Origin of the sequence: Metabacillus arenae, assembly GCF_014773385.1 — a bacterium.
In the GTDB taxonomy this organism is placed as follows: Bacteria; Bacillota; Bacilli; order Bacillales; family Bacillaceae; genus Metabacillus_D; species Metabacillus_D arenae.
In genome coordinates this window covers 1-18,595 of record NZ_JACXAI010000056.1, presented here as the reverse complement: position 1 = coordinate 18,595, position 18,595 = coordinate 1, and the positions used below count along the sequence as shown (strand labels likewise).

14 protein-coding genes are annotated in these 18,595 nt (G+C 37.8%); 3 read left to right on the top strand and 11 right to left on the bottom strand.

Annotated features, from left to right (window positions below; genetic code table 11):
- Nucleotides 1-336: 336 nt before the first annotated feature.
- Together IC621_RS25085 and IC621_RS25080 are read right to left on the bottom strand one after the other, a co-directional pair.
- Nucleotides 337-1,074 (bottom strand): hypothetical protein, encoded by a 738-nt coding sequence (locus IC621_RS25085; protein WP_191162644.1) that lies wholly within the window; start codon nt 1,072-1,074, stop codon nt 337-339.
- Nucleotides 1,075-1,159: 85 nt separating this feature from the next.
- A complete protein-coding gene (locus IC621_RS25080) occupies nt 1,160-1,894 on the bottom strand; it encodes a lipase family protein (RefSeq protein WP_191162646.1) in 735 nt (244 codons plus the stop codon).
- Nucleotides 1,895-2,214: 320 nt separating this feature from the next.
- On the opposite strand from IC621_RS25080, the gene IC621_RS25075 reads away from it, so the two are divergent.
- Nucleotides 2,215-2,403 (top strand): YjzD family protein, encoded by a 189-nt coding sequence (locus IC621_RS25075; RefSeq protein ID WP_191162643.1) that lies wholly within the window; start codon nt 2,215-2,217, stop codon nt 2,401-2,403.
- 523 nt (nt 2,404-2,926) lie between these two features.
- Here the strand turns inward: IC621_RS25075 and IC621_RS25070 are convergent.
- The 9 genes from IC621_RS25070 to IC621_RS25030 form a co-directional block, all read right to left on the bottom strand.
- On the bottom strand, nt 2,927-3,106 hold the full coding sequence (locus tag IC621_RS25070; RefSeq protein WP_191162640.1) for a YjzC family protein: 180 nt from the start codon (nt 3,104-3,106) through the stop codon (nt 2,927-2,929).
- A 181-nt stretch (nt 3,107-3,287) separates the two neighbouring features.
- Nucleotides 3,288-4,241, bottom strand: a complete 954-nt coding sequence (argF, locus tag IC621_RS25065; protein WP_191162638.1) for an ornithine carbamoyltransferase — start codon at nt 4,239-4,241, stop codon at nt 3,288-3,290.
- Between the two features lie 78 nt (nt 4,242-4,319).
- Nucleotides 4,320-7,424 (bottom strand): carbamoyl phosphate synthase large subunit, encoded by a 3,105-nt coding sequence (locus tag IC621_RS25060; RefSeq protein WP_191162636.1) that lies wholly within the window; start codon nt 7,422-7,424, stop codon nt 4,320-4,322.
- Complete coding sequence (locus IC621_RS25055) at nt 7,417-8,475, bottom strand: carbamoyl phosphate synthase small subunit (RefSeq protein WP_191162635.1); 1,059 nt, start codon at nt 8,473-8,475, stop codon at nt 7,417-7,419. The genes IC621_RS25060 and IC621_RS25055 overlap by 8 nt, the downstream gene beginning before the upstream one ends.
- Before the next feature lie 236 nt (nt 8,476-8,711).
- Complete coding sequence (locus IC621_RS25050) at nt 8,712-9,869, bottom strand: acetylornithine transaminase (RefSeq protein WP_191162633.1); 1,158 nt, start codon at nt 9,867-9,869, stop codon at nt 8,712-8,714.
- Nucleotides 9,870-10,646 (bottom strand): acetylglutamate kinase, encoded by a 777-nt coding sequence (gene argB / locus IC621_RS25045; protein WP_191162631.1) that lies wholly within the window; start codon nt 10,644-10,646, stop codon nt 9,870-9,872.
- 50 nt (nt 10,647-10,696) lie between these two features.
- The gene (gene argJ / locus IC621_RS25040; RefSeq protein ID WP_191162629.1) at nt 10,697-11,932 is read right to left on the bottom strand and encodes a bifunctional ornithine acetyltransferase/N-acetylglutamate synthase; all 1,236 of its coding nucleotides are present in this window, start codon (nt 11,930-11,932) and stop codon (nt 10,697-10,699) included.
- Between the two features lie 73 nt (nt 11,933-12,005).
- A complete protein-coding gene (gene argC, locus IC621_RS25035) occupies nt 12,006-13,040 on the bottom strand; it encodes an N-acetyl-gamma-glutamyl-phosphate reductase (RefSeq protein WP_191162627.1) in 1,035 nt (344 codons plus the stop codon).
- An 809-nt stretch (nt 13,041-13,849) separates the two neighbouring features.
- A complete protein-coding gene (locus IC621_RS25030; RefSeq protein ID WP_191162625.1) occupies nt 13,850-14,350 on the bottom strand; it encodes a hypothetical protein in 501 nt (166 codons plus the stop codon).
- Between the two features lie 242 nt (nt 14,351-14,592).
- On the opposite strand from IC621_RS25030, the gene IC621_RS25025 reads away from it, so the two are divergent.
- Nucleotides 14,593-15,003, top strand: coding sequence for a GNAT family N-acetyltransferase (locus tag IC621_RS25025; protein WP_191162623.1), 411 nt, complete (start codon nt 14,593-14,595; stop codon nt 15,001-15,003).
- 520 nt (nt 15,004-15,523) lie between these two features.
- Nucleotides 15,524-18,286, top strand: coding sequence for a phosphoenolpyruvate carboxylase (gene ppc, locus IC621_RS25020; protein WP_191162621.1), 2,763 nt, complete (start codon nt 15,524-15,526; stop codon nt 18,284-18,286).
- The last annotated feature ends 309 nt before the right edge of the window (nt 18,287-18,595 follow it).

The window sequence follows — 18,595 nt, the reverse complement described above, 5'->3', positions numbered from 1 at the left end:
TGTGCTGCGCAGCTTTGGACACCTCGTATCATACCAAGGGGACTTTTTTTATTCAAACCCCATTTTGCTTTAATACAGGAATGCTTTCTGAAACTACCATAAAAACTAAATCGATCCTTTTATATCATCCCTTAAAAGGATTAACTATTAAAGAGATAGGCTTACTTTTCTTGCAAACTAGTGCTAATTATTCATCATTCATAACTATATTTTAGCCTTATTCGACAAAATAGGACAAGAAAAATTTATATTAGGTATTTATTCATAAATATTGATCGTTTCTTGTTCTAATTTTCAGTGCACTAATCCTATTTTTTACACAAGGACCGTTAAATCTCATTCATGCAAAAGAGCAAATCTTTCCTCGATTTCCTTTTGAATAGTAATTGCTTCTTTTATAGAGGTCGGATTTGAAAGTACATAATATTCTTCATTATTTAGCCGGTTTGCATCAAACTGCTCGACATCCCATGATTGGATTTCAGGATCTTTTTCATAATCAGCAAAAAGATTTATTACAGTGCTTTTCTTTTTTTTGCTCAAATGAACTATAGTTTCTGCTGCATCTTCAACCACCATTATATATGGATAAGCTTTTACCAATATACGAACTTGTTCTTTTGAGCTTTCGGGGCTCCATGATCCAAAAAGCGTCGGCACTCTAATGATTGAATAGCTGATCTGGCTTTTTTCCAGCCTTTTCCTGATCATATCTTCAAATACACGGCTTTCATTTTCTTCATCTTGAAATAAATTAGTAATAAAAACAAATGATAGATTGTTCTCTAAAGAAACTTTTAATGCCGCTTCTAATTGAGGTTTATTAATGTGATGACCGATCATGTATATCGTTTGATAATCATCACCCTTAATCTCCAGATTTCCATCAAAGGTACTAGTTGTAAATAATGCATTTCTTCCAGTAAGCATTAAACGCTCATCGATTATTTTTATTGATACTGGGTCTGTTTTGGGAAGCATTATCCCCTTTACAGGTAACCCCTCCTGAAGGAAATGTTCACATAGGGTTAAGCCTAGAAATTCATTTGCTCCAAAAACAAGTTGGCTTTGCATAGAATTTCGCCTCCAAATTATGTTACTGTATCGTATGCTTTTATGAGGTACCAGGTACCTTTAGTATCTGGTACCTCCATCACAGCTATAAATTCTTCTCATGTGCCTTGAAGAATTTCACAACCGATTGGTTGACACGATAGGGATTATCGGCAAGATGGAACGTCAATTCAATTGGGGAAGCAGTATTTTTTCTTTGATCCTCATATTTCCTGCTGTGCTGCTGATAGGAATAAGGAGTATTGGTCATTCGCTGCCATATCCTAACTGGATGCAGGGATTCATAGTCAGAAAGTGTTTTGAAGGTTGCTCCATCTAATTCTTTTTCATCGATGTTATAAGCATTAGAAAGTTCCTTAACTAAATGTTTATAAAAAAATTTATTTTCCTTTTCTTGAGAAATATATGTCTGAAGGTCCAGGCAAGGATTGAACATGGCAACAGAACGGAGCTTCTCAGGAATGCTTTCCATTAATTCAAGGGCAATCAATCCGCCCATTCCCTCAGCAATAAGGTGAATTTTCTCATTCAAAATTTCCTTTTTTAATACAACATGAATTAATTGCTTTGCATAGGTTACAGCAGTTTCAGAACCCCAATTTTTCCCGAATAAGTTAGATTGAAATAAAGTGTATCCCTCTCGTCGAATCGTTGATAACAACTGATTCCTTCCATAATGCTGAATCCAAAAGCTTGATTGATCGTCTACAAAATGGGTGCGATCCCCTAAGATAAATACTCCGAAACCATTAGGTTTATACGGTAAATGAATCACATTCCACTGGCCGTCCTGCAAGAAAAATCGTTCCGTAATCTCCATCACATGCCTGCACCACCTTTCTTGTTAAAGAGTTTAGCCTGCGCTTTATATGGTATGAAGAAAAGCTAACGAAGGCATAGGGGAATACCTAATTCTGCCGAAAATTTTTTTGGGTGTAAAATAGAGTAAAGCAATAATATCGCCGGATTGATCCATATAATTTCGGCGGCTGTCCCTTAATTAACACCAGATTTTGAAAGATTTCAATGAGTAAACGCACCTAATAAGATCATTGAAACTGGAAATGAAATTTCACTTTATTCTTCAGCCTTTGTATGATACTATTATGTGAGAATCGTCTGGAAAATGAGGTGAATTTGGTGCGTTTTTTTTGGACATTTTTTTGGGCCTTCTTATTGATTCATATGGCAACTTATGTGGTATCTTCTATGGTCGGAACTGCTTATAGCTTCACAACGGCGACTATTCTGGCTGTTGCTGGAACCGTTCTCATCCTGTTTATCGCAGCGGTAATTCCTAATGAGCCTACTTCTGAAGGTCAACATTAATATTTAGAGCATAGGGTGCCTGCTTTCTAGAAATTAGAGGTGAGCGGTTAGATTGGGTGAAATCGGCAAAAAGCCGATTTCTTTTTAAAAATAACCTTTTGATCCTTTATCATTTTACTTAAGCACTTTTTCGATAAGGTGCAGTTTTGTTCACTTAAATTTACCTTATCACAATTTCTTTTTAAATTTAGAATAAATTTCTTCTCTTATTACAAAAAGGGTATCCACTTTAAATTGGTGGTTACCCTTTTTTATAGTTTCAGAAAGCAATTTAAGTTGTTTTTTAAATGTTAACGTATTAAAGTTATCTATTGATGTCCAGCGCAGGCGGACAGGACGTCTTCGTGCCGGCAGGCATAAGGACGTGACGTCCTTGCCGGTCGGGCGCCGTCGGCCCTTAGGTTTCAGGGCCAATCCGCCCGAGAATGTTAAAGAACAACCTTCCAGCCGGCTCGTCCGAATGCTTGTCGCCGAAGGACTAGCGCCCCTGAGCTTTTCGTTCTTTCATCGGTATTTTTATTTATTATGGTTTTCTCTGATAAGACCAAAGTCGATTGTGATTTGATGTTTCCGGGAACTGGTCGCCAGCCTTTAATTTCACTTTCTTTGGTTTAACAACCGTTGATCCTGTTTCTCCTATCTCAACATATATCCCATTGTTAGGTGCTTTTTGACCTGGACGAAATTGATGTTGTTGACCCATTTCGTACCCTCCTTTTCAATTATCCCATACCTCCCAATGATGGAAGCTTTCCTTTATTATGACCATTGAACCTGATTTTCATGAAAATAGATGCCCTCTCTTTACACTTTATAGAGCAAAATAAAAAGAGCTGTCCAAATTAAGGATTCAGCTCTTATTCTATACTGGTGGAAGATTTACTTTATTTTAATAATACATTTTTCAATAATGCCTTTTGGGCATGGAGCCGGTTTTCAGCTTGGGTAAATACAGACGAGTTAACGCCGTCAATGATATCAGCAGTCACTTCTTCACCGCGATGCGCGGGCAGACAGTGCAAAAATTTATAGGATGAGTTGGCATTTGATACGAGCTCAGCATTGACTTGATAGCCTTGGAAGGCAGTTAACCGTTCTGCGCTTTCTTTCTCCTGGCCCATACTAGTCCACACATCTGTGTATATATAGTCTGCACTCTTTACCGCTTCTTTAGCATCATGTTGAAGATCAATTGATCCTCCTGTATTCTTTGCCGCTTCACTTGCTTGTTTGATTATTTGCTCATTTGGTTCATACCCCTTTGGGCAAGCTAATGTAAAATCAATTCCAACCTTTGCACATCCAATCATTAAAGAATGAGCCACATTGTTGCTATCTCCAACATAGGTTAGTTTTACATCATCAAATGATTGTTTCTCTTCGTAGATTGTTAACAGATCAGCGAGCGCTTGGCACGGATGGTACAAATCGCTCAATCCATTTATTACAGGCACGCTTGCATGTTTGGCAAGCTCCTCTACTTTTTCATGTTCAAAAGTACGAATCATGATTGCATCTACATAGGAAGAAAGCACTTTTGCTGTATCAGCAATTGTTTCTCCTCGTCCCAGCTGCAAGTCCTGACTATTTAAATATAGAGCATGACCTCCAAGCTGTGACATTCCCGCTTCAAATGAGACACGCGTTCTTGTTGATGACTTTTCAAAAATCATGGCTAATGTTTTCCCATAAAAAATAGATTGGACAGGGTTTTTTTTCAATTCGATTGCTTCTTCTAATAGAAAAAGAATTTCTTCAGTAGTATAGTCAAATAAAGTTAATAAATCCTTTCCAAATAGGGAAGGCTTTTTTTCGCTTGCCAGTTTTAATGAATACATATAAAGTCACTTCCTTTTTTGTTAGGAAAAGGCGTATAGCTAGTAAGCCATTATCCTTTTTCGGTTGTATTAATTAAGCTATGAGCTATAGCTCATGTTTGCATTCCGGTGATCTTGAATGGCTAACACATCATGTTTACCATCATTTTGGACACCTTTCAAAAATGCAAGCAGGGTTTCTTTTTCAGTAAAAACAGGAATTCCCCGCTCTGTGGCTAATAGTCTTTGCTTTTGCTTTTTGTCTGTTTGTTGATTACTTAAATAGATAAGAGCTTCCGATTGATAAAGCCATTGTTCAAATTCCTCTGAAACTGCCGTTATTCCAGCCAGTGAAAGCTCGGCTTCTAATTGAGCATCGATTTGATCAATAAATACTGTCCCTTCTTTTTCAATCGTTGCTTCAAAAACTTTAGCTAAAGCTTCATCAACACTTAATCCAATACAAAGCCCTTCCCCAGTTGATTTCATTTCAGGCCCGACCTTTGGATCAACATCCTGCAGGGCATGGCTTGAGAAAACCGGAAATTTGACTGCAACATATGATGGATCTTCCATATGAACCGGCAAGTTTAATGCCGCTAACTGTTCGCCTGTCAGTAATTTTGTAGCATGCCCAACCATTGGAATCTCCATGACTTTACTGACAACCGGAACCGTTCTGCTTGCCCGCGGGTTTACTTCCAAAATATAAATGCTCGAATCTTCGATTAAAAATTGGATATTCATAATCCCTTTAAATTGCAGTGCTCTTACAATTTTCTCAGAGAAAATATGAAGCTTCTCCGTCGTTTCCTTGCTGATCGATTGGCTCGGAAGCATTGCGAAGCTATCACCAGAATGAACGCCTGCTCGTTCAATATGTTCAATCACAGTTGGGATAAACACATCGTGGCCATCTGCTATAAGATCCAGCTCAATTTCTTTTCCCGTAATATATTTATCAATAAGCAATGGGTATTGATTGCTGTCAGCAGCTTGCAGCAATGTAATAAGTTGGTCATTGGATTCCACAATGTGCATCCCCTTGCCTCCTATAACATAAGAAGGTCTCAGCAATATAGGAAAGCCTATTTTTTCAGCTTGAGAAACGGCTTCATCTTTAGAAAATGCAGTATAGCCTGCTGCGTGAGGAAGCTCCAGAGAATCAAGCAGTTTATAGAACTTTTCGCGATCTTCCAGTACATCTAATGTATAAGAATCTGTTCCGAGTAATTTGACGCCTGCTTTCTCTAAGTCATCAACTAGATTGATTGCTGTTTGTCCGCCAAATTGGACGAGTGTTACATCAATCTCTTCTTCTTCAATCACATTCAAAATATGTTCAACCGTTAATGGCTCAAAATAAAGACGGTCTGCAATCTCATAATCTGTACTAACAGTTTCTGGGTTGTTATTAATCATGATCGTCTCATAGCCTAACTTTTGAAGAGCCATTAACCCTTGTACTGCACTATAATCAAATTCGACACCTTGACCAATCCGAATCGGTCCTGAGCCGATCACTAATGCTTTCTTCTTATTATCCAGGGAATCCCTTTGGTCTGATAAGCCAAAATAGCTTGAGTAAAAGTAGTTTGTTCTTGCCGCAAACTCAGCCGCACATGTATCCACCTGTTTAAAGACAGCTTTTATCCCGAGCTGTTTCCGGTGTTCTCTTAGTTCAAGCTCGCTGCAGCCTAAAAACTTTGCAATGACTTGATCAGAAAAACCTTTTTCTTTTAATGATGCCAAATGTTCCTTTGAAATTGAATTCAGTGTTTTCTCATGAAGGGATTTTTCCTGCCCAATTAAGTACTCAAATTTACTTAAAAAGAAAAAGTCAATTTTCGTCAGCTCATGAAGCTCGGCAATTGAATAGTTTCTCCTTAATAGTTCCATCAGAACAAAGAACCGACGGTCATCCGCTTTTGCAGCAAGCTTCATTAGAACCTCATCAGATAAATTCTGAAGCTCAGGCAAGAAAGTCCCCTCATTGTCAAGTTCTAATGAATTGACGGCTTTTTGCAAAGCTGATTCGAGGTTGCGATCAATTGCCATAACTTCTCCAGTTGCCTTCATTTTTGTCCCGAGCAGGCGGTCCGCATCTTTAAATTTGTCAAACGGCCAGCGCGGAAATTTGACAACAACATAGTCTAATGCTGGTTCAAAGCTTGCATATGTTGATTGGGTGAGCGGATTTTTCACTTCATGTAAGGAATAGCCGACAGCAAGCTTTGCCGCAATTTTGGCAATTGGATAGCCAGTCGCTTTTGATGCAAGCGCGGATGAACGGCTTACCCTTGGGTTGACTTCAATTACGTAGTATTGCTTACTATCTGGATCAAGCGCAAATTGAATGTTGCACCCTCCAACTACATCAAGTGCTTTAATGATGGTAAGAGACGCACTTCTCAGCATTTGATACTCTGTATCTGTTAAGGTTTGTGACGGAGCGACTACTATAGAATCACCTGTATGAATTCCGACCGGATCGATGTTTTCCATATTACAAACCGTAATACATGTCCCGTTTTGATCTCTCATTACCTCATACTCAATTTCTTTAAACCCGGCAATACTTTTTTCAATCAAGCATTGACCAATCGGACTTGCAGAAATGCCGCCTTTAACAAGTGAAATGAGCTTTTCTTTATCCTCAGCAATTCCTCCCCCTCTGCCCCCTAGTGTATAGGCCGGTCTAACAATAACGGGAAAGCCAATCGTTTTTGAGAATTCAACAGCTTCTTCAACTGTTTGAATGATTTCACTGTCAGGAACAGGCTGGTTCAATTCATGCATAAGGGATCTGAACTTTTCGCGGTCCTCCCCTTTTTGAATAGAATCGACAGACGTCCCAAGAAGCTTTACATTGTATTTGTCCAATACACCTTTTTCATCGAGCTTAACAGCTAAATTTAATCCTGTTTGCCCTCCAAGGTTGGCAAGTAATCCATCAGGCCTTTCCTTTTCAATAATCTTTGTAATACTTTTTACAGAAAGAGGCTCAAAATAGATTTTATTGGCAAACAGCTCATCAGTCATAATGGTTGCCGGATTATTATTGACCAGTACGACATCATAGCCTTCCTCTTTTAGTGCCATACAACCCTGTGTACCAGAATAATCAAATTCAGCTGCCTGCCCAATAATAATAGGTCCTGATCCAATCACTAAAATTTTTTTCAGAGCTTGTTGTTTAGGCATATGCGATTTCTCTCCTTGGTTGACGTACATTTGCTAGAAATTCATCAAATATCCATTCTGTATCAGTCGGTCCTGGATGTGCTTCAGGATGAAATTGAACTGACATTATTGGATACTCCGGATGATAAATTCCTTCTACTGAATCATCATTTATATGTTTAAATCTTACCAATAATTCCGTCTGCTCAAGACTTTCACTATCCACAACATAGCTGTGATTTTGTGAAGTCATAAATACTTTTCCGGTATGGGTATCCACCACAGGATGATTAGCTCCGCGGTGTCCGAATGATAGTTTCTTCGTATTTCCCCCAAAGGCTAAGGTAAGCAGCTGATGTCCTAGACAAATTCCTAATGATGGATAAGACGAAGCCACTTGCTTAATTTGCTCCAAATAAGAAGTTAGCTGTTTAGGATCACCCGGTCCATTTGAAAAAACAACTCCGTCAGGTGAAAGAGCCATCACTTCATGAAGCTGATGATATGGAATGACCGTTACTTTACATTGACGGTCCACTAATGATTGTAAAATTGATTTTTTAAAGCCAAAATCAATGAGGGCAATATGGAGATCGCCTTCTCCACAAGTCATTAAATTTGTACAAGCTACTTTTTCAACAAGAGCTTCCTCAAACGAATCTAAAGACTTTGTCCCGTCAATGGAAATAGACGCTTTCATAGAGCCGTTTACTCGGATCCTTTTCACGACTTCCCTGGTATCTGTATGGTAAAGGTATGGAACCTTCCATTTCCCCAAATAATCCTTTACACTGCGCTTTGCTTCATAATGAGAAAAAGCATCACAGCATTCGTAAAAAATAGCTCCCTTTACTTGGGGCTTTTTACTCTCAAAGTCGGCCGTATTTATCCCATAATTACCTATCAACGGATACGTAAACACTACGATCTGGTTATGATAGGAAGGATCTGTCAGCACTTCCTGGTAGCCTGTCATGCCAGTATAAAATACAATCTCACCTTCACAGGAAGACGGATCATCTAATTCTCCTTCAAATTGGCTTCCATCTTCTAGTGTTAAATACCCTTTCACGATCAATCACCTCTGGATGAATATTTATTTTAACAAATGGATTTTTATACATATTAGTCAAAAAAAAAAAGTTGTTCTTGCAAACTTTTGGCTTAATAAAAAATGTCTATCACTTCTAGCTCCCTGAGATGAGTTGCATGATGCGAGATTAGAAGCAATCGGCGATCCGCCGATTGCCTTTCTTTAAAGATCTCACATCTGTGACTTTTAGTAAAGAGCTAAAATGAAATTTTCCATCAAAATGCAACCTTTGATGCTCGATTTAATACTTCTGATATTTTATTAACAGCTATTGTTATTTCTTCAAATGTTACATTGAGCGGCGGCAGCAATCTAATAACATTTGGTCCGGCCGGTAAGGTTAGCAAGCCTTCTTGTCTGAGATGTGTAATAAAAGGAGCCGTTTCTTCCTTGCACTGTATACCGATCATAAGACCCTTGCCGCGAATTTCTTCCACTGTATCACACTTGGCCAGCTTTTCAGTCAGCTCTTGAACCATTTCATTTCCAAGCCTTGTCACTTCGTCTAGAAATTCTTCTTGGAAAATCGTTTCTAAGGTAGCTTTCGCGGCCGCCATTGCTAAAGGGTTTCCTCCAAACGTTGAACCATGAGAGCCAGGCGAAAAGGATGAAGTAAGTTCTTCCTTACCAATCATCGCTCCCACCGGAAAACCATTGCCGAGTCCTTTTGCAACTGTCACTATATCTGGTGAAAGCCCAAAGTTCTGATAAGCGAAAGGCTTTCCTGTTCTGCCGATCCCTGTTTGTATTTCATCAATGATTAAAAGTGCGTTTAGACGTTTACATGTTTCGGCGGCTTTTTCTAGAAATTCCTTAGTGGCCTGATGGACACCGCCTTCTCCTTGAATGACTTCTACCATGATTGCTGCAATCGTATCATCTTCTAGTTGTTCAAGCTTTTTAGACTCATTATATGGAAGATAATCAAAGGATTGCAGCATAGGGCCGAACCCTTCTTTAACCTTCGCCTGACCAGTTGCAGCCATTGTAGCAAAAGTACGACCATGAAATGACTGTTTAAAGGTAATCACCTTTGATTTTCCAGTATGCTTTCTCGCAAGTTTGATGGCTGCTTCATTTGCTTCTGCGCCGCTGTTACAAAAGAAAACAGCATCGCCTGAGCTATTCTCAACTAGAAGCTTAGCGACTTGTTCCTGTAAATCGATTTGAAATAAATTAGAAACGTGCCATACTTGTTCCGTCTGTGCTTTTACAGCTTCTACTACCGCAGGATGGCAGTGGCCTAGATTACATACGGCGATGCCAGATACAAAGTCTAGGTATTCTTTGCCTTTATCATCAATGACTTTTGTTCCTATAGCTTCCTTTATAGAAATGTCCCATCTGTTATAGTTTGGGAATAAATAGCTCACTTACAAAACAGCCTCCTTCTTGCGAAATACTTTAGTTCCGATAAATTTTTTTTCATCCAGGAAGGATTTTTCACCTGTTACAATCATGACTTCTTCCAGCTTTTCAGACAGAGAAGCGACTGCCGTTTTTACTTTTGGAATCATTCCTCCATGAATAACGCCGGATTCAATGAATTGTTCAATTTCTTCTGGTGTTGTTTCAGCAATCAATTTCTCTTCATTCAAAATTCCTGGTACATCCGTTACAAATAAAAGCTTTTCCGCATTTAGTGCAGAAGCAATTGCACCTGCAGCTACATCGGCATTTATGTTTAATGTCTGATAATCACTAGTTTTTCCAAGTGGAGCAATAACAGGTAGATAGTTTTTATCTACTAAAGTTTTGATGATTTCAGTTTCAATCTTTGTTACCTTGCCAACGTACCCCATTGTTTTTTTATCAAGAAAGTCTGCTGTTAATAGATTTCCGTCTTTTCCTGATAACCCTACTGCATTTATGCCGTTTTCCTGCAGATTGTTTACCAGCTTTTTATTAATCTTCCCTGATAAAACCATTTCTGCTACCTCTAAAACAGCTTGTGTCGTTTTTCTTTGGCCATGATAAAATTCTGTCGGTATGTTCATCGCCTTTAACGTGTTTGTTATGTCGGGACCTCCACCATGAACGATTACTACCTTGTATCCGTCATTTTGCAGAGCCTGAATATTGGAATAAAAGCATTCAGCTAACTTCTCAATTACACTTCCGCCGCATTTTAAAACGATAATTTTATCCATTGTCCTCTCCTTATCCCTTTCTCCCCTGTTGTATCATTAATGACACGCTATTAAGTACGATAGCTTGCGTTTATTTTGACGTAGTCATACGTTAAGTCGCATCCCCAAGCCGTTCCATTTCCTTCACCAATATTTAGGAAAATATCGAATACAACCGTTTTATTTTGCAGATATTTTGTTGCATCCTCCTCTGAGAAGCTCTGAGGAGTTCCTTCTTTAAAGAGGCATATATCTTTTAAGTAAACTGACACCTTAGATGGATCTACCGCTGCATCACTATGACCAATAGCACCAATAATCCGGCCCCAGTTTGCATCTGCTCCATATACTGCGGTTTTAACTAGGTTAGAACCGACAATCTTCTTCGAGATGACTCTTGCATCCTTTTCGCTTTCCGCACCACATACGTTTACTTCAATCAATCTTGTGGCGCCTTCTCCATCTTTAGCAATTTGCTTAGCTAATTCCTCGGAAACCAGCTTTAACGCAAATTTAAACGTGTCCCATTGTGGATGGGATGAATTAAGAGGCTGATTTTCTGCAAGGCCATTTGCCATGACAAGCACCATATCATTTGTTGAGGTTTCTCCGTCAACCGTAATTTGATTGAATGATTGATTCGTTACCTCTCTTAACGCTTCATGTAAGGACGCGGTGTCAATGGCAGCATCTGTTGTAACAAAACCAAGCATAGTGGCCATATTTGGATGTATCATTCCTGACCCTTTTGAGGCTCCTCCGATCGTGACTGTCTTCCCATCAATTTCCACTTGGACACAAGCATTCTTCTGAACCAAGTCTGTTGTTAAAATCGCCTGTTCAAAGGAATCAGCTGAGGCAGTTTCAGCACCAGGCTTTAATTCCTGAATACCCTTCGAAATCAAATCCATATTTAAATATTCGCCGATCACTCCAGTTGAAGCAACAGCAACATAGTGTTCTGATAAGGAGAATTTGTTTGCACATAGCTTCCTCATCTCATTTGCATCCTCTAAACCCTTTTCTCCAGTACATGCATTAGCGATTGCACTATTCACAACGACAGCCTGCAGTTTTCCTTCTTTTGCAATACTTTGCTGAGTTACAAGCAGGGGTGCTGCTTGAAAATGGCTTTGTGTATATACTGCAGCACTGTTTGCAGGTACTTCACTAAAAATAATACCTAAATCTTTTTTTGAATGTCTTAATCCAATATGAATCCCGTCAGCTTTAAAGCCCTTCGGTGTAATGACTGTTCCATTTTCAATTTTATTAACAAGAGACTCTTCCATTTGTAGCAATGCCATCTACCTCCGCCTGTTTTTTCCCTGCTCTGATCAACAGCTGAGGTTAAAAAGCCCCTTCTGTTGGTTGCATCCCTTATGGATATACAGGGTATGAATCCAAACCTGTTATTTCTTCGTATCCGTTTTGAATGTTGAAATTCTGAACCGCTTGACCTGCTGCACCCTTCAAAAGGTTGTCGATAACAGACACGATTGTTACCCTGCCTGTACGGTCATCGTAAGCTAATCCAATATCACAGTAATTTGAGCCAAACACTTCTTTTGTAGCTGGGTAGGACCCTATGGGTCGGATTCTTACAAATGGAGATTTCTCATAATATGCTTCATACATCTCTTTTAAACTGTTAATCTGGCTTTCTTTCTTTAAAGTGACATAGATGGTTGACATAATTCCTCTAGTCATCGGAATTAAATGGGTGCTAAACGTAATTGGTGCCACATCTTGATTCCACTCTGTTAACGATTGTTCTATTTCAGGAATGTGCTGATGCTCATTCACTTTATAAATTTTTAAGTTTTCGTTTATTTCGCCAAAATGTGTAGCTAGTGAGGCTTTCCTCCCTGCACCTGAAACACCGGTTTTAGCATCAACTATAATAGAATCTTCCTTATAAGCTTTCGCTTTTGTAAGAGGGGCCAGACCAAGCAAAGTGGCAGTTGGGAAACAGCCTGGATTTGCGATAAATTTAGCAGATTGTATTTGATCATGATTAACCTCGCAAAGTCCATAGACAGCTTCATTAAGAAGGTCTGCTGGGGCAGCTTCTCGTTTGTACCAGTTTTTATAAGTATGAGATGATTTCAAACGAAGATCACCTGACAAATCAATCACTTTTACACTTCTCTCAATAAATTGAGGAGATAATTTAGTGGAAACTCCTGGGGGAGTCGCTAAAAATAGAACATCAACATCGTTTTCAATTTGATCTACATCAATACTTTTTAAATGGGTATGACTGCCTGTTAAATGCGGATAAGATTCCTCATAAAGCTTCCCACTTTCAGAAGATGAATAAATTATACATTCTTCTACATATTTATGCTTTGATAGCAATCTGTAAATTTCTACTCCTCCGTAACCTGTTGAACCAACAATTCCAACTCTCATCTGAACCACCTTTGTTTTTCGCTTTAAAATTAGTATTCATTATAACACGCATAAAAATAAAATCAACTGTATAATTTCATTATTTTTTACCCCTTCACAGCTTTTATTGTCTACAATAAAACATATCACGCTCATCGCTTTCTCATTCGTTTTTTCCCTATCATTCATATTCTAAACATTTTAATTACTATTTTTTTAAACAAATAAATTACGAAGAATCCTATGTGAGAGATGTTTTCAATCTATTTACTTGGTAAAAATTTTCTTTTGGGGATTTAAAAAATTAATGTTTGTTAATCTTTCGTAAAAAACTTAGCTGTTAAGGATTTATTGAGAAATGTCATTTTTCTTTGATTAAAAGAATATTTCTACTATTAAACAAGATATAGCAAGAACGCAAAGGTTGATTGGGCTAATTTCTTTTCACCTATACTCTTTTGCTGGCTTTTTAGGAATTTTTTCTTAATTTTGGTCACTATTCAAATAATTTCCTTTTGCCCATACAATAACAAACGCTATTTGCATTTGATTATCCATTGATAGTTCAAACCTATCTTTGATTTTTCCTTTATATCTTCGAAATCTAAGATTTATCTTCGATCTTTCACCTTTAATCTTCGAAATCGAGAGAGTTATCTTCGATAATTTCAAAATATCGATTATTCGACAAAAATAGACAAAATCTACTTGTTTTTCTTAAATTTTTTTGAAACCTCTAAAAGTGGGATAACATATTAATTCTGAAATTATTAAATAAAAAGAGGCTTACACCCCCTCCTGTGGACTACTGTCTCACGTTGAAGAAGCAGCTAATGATTTCTTACACAATCTTTACTTATATGTTCAAACGTTATATATCTTCCCCAAACTTTACTTCGTTTTACTACTTCCCACTTTTGAGGTCCTCGTTTTATTGTTAGAAGGATGTTTGTTCCATTTAATTCCTTATAAAATAAATAACCTGTGAAGGAATTCTGCCATTTTTCACTGTACTTATCATTTATTATTAATAAATGTCTGTTTCCAATTGAAGTTCCATGGAATAGTGAAATAAGTGAATTTAGATGGGTTTCCTCTTCTCCTAACGGAATCCTCATCTTAATTAATTCCTCATAACTAAAAGTCAATGCACTGTCATTTTTCTTTAAATTTTTTAAGAAGGGAAAACTGGATATGATATCTTGTTGAACTTTATCGTTTAGAAGGGTGATACAATCTTCAATTGTTAGTGAACGCGCAAGAACATCATGATTATACGAATGGAATGCCAATAAAAATGCCAATATGGAAGATACCAATAATCTAAACACGAGGGTTCACCACCACTTTTTATTTATTGTTATCATTCCAATTTTCAATTGAATTAAACGGCTAAATAGCTTCAAAAGAAAAAGAACTGCTCCTTAAGTTCGAATTTAAATCCTATCCAGTCCCTTTTCAGAAGAAACCGAAAAAATCACTTATTGGAGTATTTTTAATTAAAGTAGATTTGCAAATTCATCCATTAAATAGGACACTATGATAAAATTACTTTATTTATCTGGGGGACAATATGAAAAATAGGAAGCAGATAATCTATAAAACCGATGCAGCAGTCAGTCCAGAAGATGTTTCAAGTGTATTTAAAATGTCTGGAATTAAAAGACCTTCTGATGATTTACCGCGCCTTCAACGAATGATCGATCATGCTGATGTCATCATTACAGCTTGGGTTGATGACAAACTGGTTGGAATAGCGAGAGCCATTACGGATTTCAGCTACTGCTGTTACTTATCAGACTTAGCTGTTCATAAAGAGTATCAAAACATGGGGATAGGCAGGGAGTTAGTCCGATTACTTCATGAGCATGTCGGTGAAGAAGTAGCTTTATTGCTATTGTCCTCTCCTATCGCGATGGAATACTATCCCCATATTGGATTCGAAAAAATAGAAAATGGGTATAGAATTCCTAGAATGCGATAGTTGTCCTGAAGCGGCTGTATGCCGCTTCGCTTTTATTTTTCTCCTTCTGCTAACAAGTCAACTAGCTTTACAAGAACATTGAAATTTTTTACGAGTCAACTATATTACACTAATAAACACCAGCTTTTTAAACCCAATTACTTCCCTAACAAAAAAACTTCGGAATCAACCTGGTATTATTAAGCCGTGAATAAAATTTAGTCTACATTCATGACAATCTCAAGACCTGTCGGTTGATCCTTAAAACCTATCTCAATAATAGATCGTTATCGCGGTAAACCATAACAACTATAGATCAAAAATAGACAAAGCAGGAAATTGTCGTTAAACTATAACATGTGAGACAAAAATTTTAGCCAATGACTTTACTTTGTCATACACATTTTTGTTCATTTAGTTCATAAGGAAAAATATGATCAAAGGAAAATAAAATTATTTTCCTATTCTAGGTTAGTAGAACATTCTTAATTTTTAATATGTAATTTCAAAATTTTTAATAAATTATAAAGAAGGTGCAACTATGACTGTAGAATTAAAATCAAACAATACCAGCAGCTCACCATTAAGCCAGGATGTAAAAAAACTTGGGAATATTCTTGGAGAAGTTCTTCGTTACCACGGTGGTGAAGAGCTTCTTGATACGGTAGAAAAAATTCGCAAGTTATCAATTGATTTACGTAGCAACTTCAATAATGAAGGCTATGAAGTATTAAAAAATGAGATTAGTAGTTTAAAGCCGCCTCTACGCCAGCAGGTCATTCGTGCGTTTTCAATCTACTTCCAGCTTGTGAATATTGCGGAACAAAATCACCGGATTAGACGTCGCCGTGAATATCAGCTGCAGGATGATCACATTATACAGCCTAAGTCGTTAGAAGGCGCAGTTCTGTCATTAAAAGAACATGCGATCCCTGAAGACACCATTCAAGATGTACTCGATACACTTTCCCTTGAATTGATCATCACAGCACATCCAACTGAATCAACAAAAAGGACAGTTCTTGAAATTCAAAAGCGAATTGCTTCTATATTAAAACAATCTGACAGCACATTGTTGACTAAAAAAGAACGTAAAGAGCTTGAAGAAAGTTTAATTAATGAAGTAACAACGCTTTGGCAGACAGACGAGCTACGTCATCGTAAGCCAACTGTCATGGATGAAGTAAGAAACGGCCTCTATTATTTTGATCAAACCTTATTTGAAGTTTTACCTGATATTCATCAAGAATTAGAGGATTCTTTAAAAGAAAAGTTCCCAGGCCAAGAATGGAAAGTTCCGAATATCCTTCAATTCGGTTCATGGATCGGCGGGGACCGTGACGGCAACCCTAATGTTACCCCTGAGATTACATGGCAAACCCTTGAAGCCCAGCGAAATCTCGTATTAAAAAAATACAAAGAAGCAATTGTTGAATTAATGAAGCGAATCAGTCATTCAACAACAAGGGTTGACGCTTCGATAAAGCTGAGAAAATCAGTCAGAAAAGAAGAAGCGCTAATTCCCGATGATAAAAAGTGGGTTATGGAGGATGAAATTTACCGTCGAAAATTCGCTATTATTCTAGAGCGGTTACGCCAAATCGGCAAATCTGAAATTGGTTATAAGCAGTCTAATGAACTGTTACATGATTTAGTCATCATACAACAAAGCTTAAAAAAACATCAGCCTAGTGAACGTGAACTAAAAAATATCAACCGTTTAATTCGTCAAGTGCAGCTATTTGGTTTCCATTTAGCAACTCTTGATATTCGTAATCACAGCGGAGAACACGAAGCAGCTATTACCGAAATTTTCCAAAAAGTAAAGCTCGCTGAAAACTACGCTTCACTTCCTGAAAATGAAAAGCTTAAAGTTCTTGAAAGTGTATTAAAAGACCCACGTCCAGTTTTACTTTCACACGAAGACTATACAAAGGAAACTCAGGAAATCTTAAAAGCATTTAAAATGATCAAAGATGCTCATCTAGAATTCGGAACGCGGGCAATCGAGGTTTATTTAATTAGTATGACTGAGGCGGCAAGTGATTTACTAGAAGTCCTTGTGCTCGCAAAAGAATTTGGCCTTTATCGTCTACACCCTGACGGAAGCATTGAGAGTCAAATAAATATCGCACCATTGCTTGAAACAGTTGACGATTTAGTTGCCGGTCCAAAAATTATGGAGACTTTATTTAAGATGGACGTCTACCGCGATCACCTAAATGAACTAGGTAATCACCAGGAAATCATGCTCGGCTATTCCGATGGAAGTAAAGATGGCGGAACACTTACAGCCAACTGGAAGCTTTATAAAGCACAGCAGGAAATTCATGAAATGGCGAGAAAATATGCAATCCATCTTAAATTCTTCCACGGAAGAGGAGGCTCATTAGGCCGTGGCGGCGGTCCACTGCATAGGAGCATTTTATCACAGCCGAAAGAAACATTAGGTGACGGTGTTAAAATTACAGAACAAGGTGAAGTATTATCATCTCGTTATTTAGTTACAGATATCGCCCAACGTAGTTTAGAGCAAGCTGTTGCAACATTATTAACAGCAGCAGCACATGTGTCTCAAGAGTCAGAAGAAGGACATGTCCGAGAAAAAGCTTGGGAAAATGCAATCGAGGAAATCTCAGACACCTCGCTCATCAAATACCAATCACTCGTTTTCCAAGATCAAGATTTCTTAACATATTTTAAGCAAGCAACTCCTTTAATGGAGCTTGGCGCCCTAAATATCGGTTCTCGTCCAATGAGCCGTAAAAAGAGTCAACGATTTGAGGATTTACGAGCGATCCCATGGGTATTTGCATGGACACAGAGCCGTCAACTTTTCCCAGCTTGGTACGCTGCAGGCACTGGGCTAAATAGCTTTGCTTCAAAAAGTGCAGAAAACCTGGAGCTCCTCCAGCAAATGTATAAAAAATGGCCTTTCTTCCGCTCAACTATTGATAACCTTCAAATGGCACTAATGAAGGCGGATATGACAGCGGCGAAAAAATATACAGAACTAGTAGAAGATCAATCAATTGCAGCACGTATTTTTGGAGAAATTCATAAGGAATACAATTTAACAAAAGAAATTCTCTTAAAAATTACAGATGACAGAGAGCTGCTTGATCGCAATCCAAACATTCAAGAATCTGTTAAAAGACGTAATCCATATGTTGACCCTCTCAGCTTCTTACAAGTTGAATTAATTTCCAAGTTACGCGAAGATGATGAGGCTGGTGAAGAGGTGTTAACTGAAGTATTATTAACGATTAATGGAATTGCGGCAGGATTACGGAATACTGGCTGATTAGAAAACCGGGCAAAAGCCCGGTTTTTTTAATTAGCTAAAACTCAATATTTTGCACTCTTTGCTGTGTACTCCCTTTTAACTAACCTGAAACTCAAAAATCCCATTCGTATGCTAAAACCTGTGTTTTTGCCGGGAAGCTATGATCGTTAACATAGTATAATTTTTATTTTCCCAGAAACTACCTCTATTTTTTCAAATAATTCTACGAAAAATCACTAGTGTTGCATAAATATTGTTTAAATTTTCAGATTTATCATTTTCTAGATTGAGAGCCAAAAAAGTAAATACCCAACAAAAGGTGGCTCC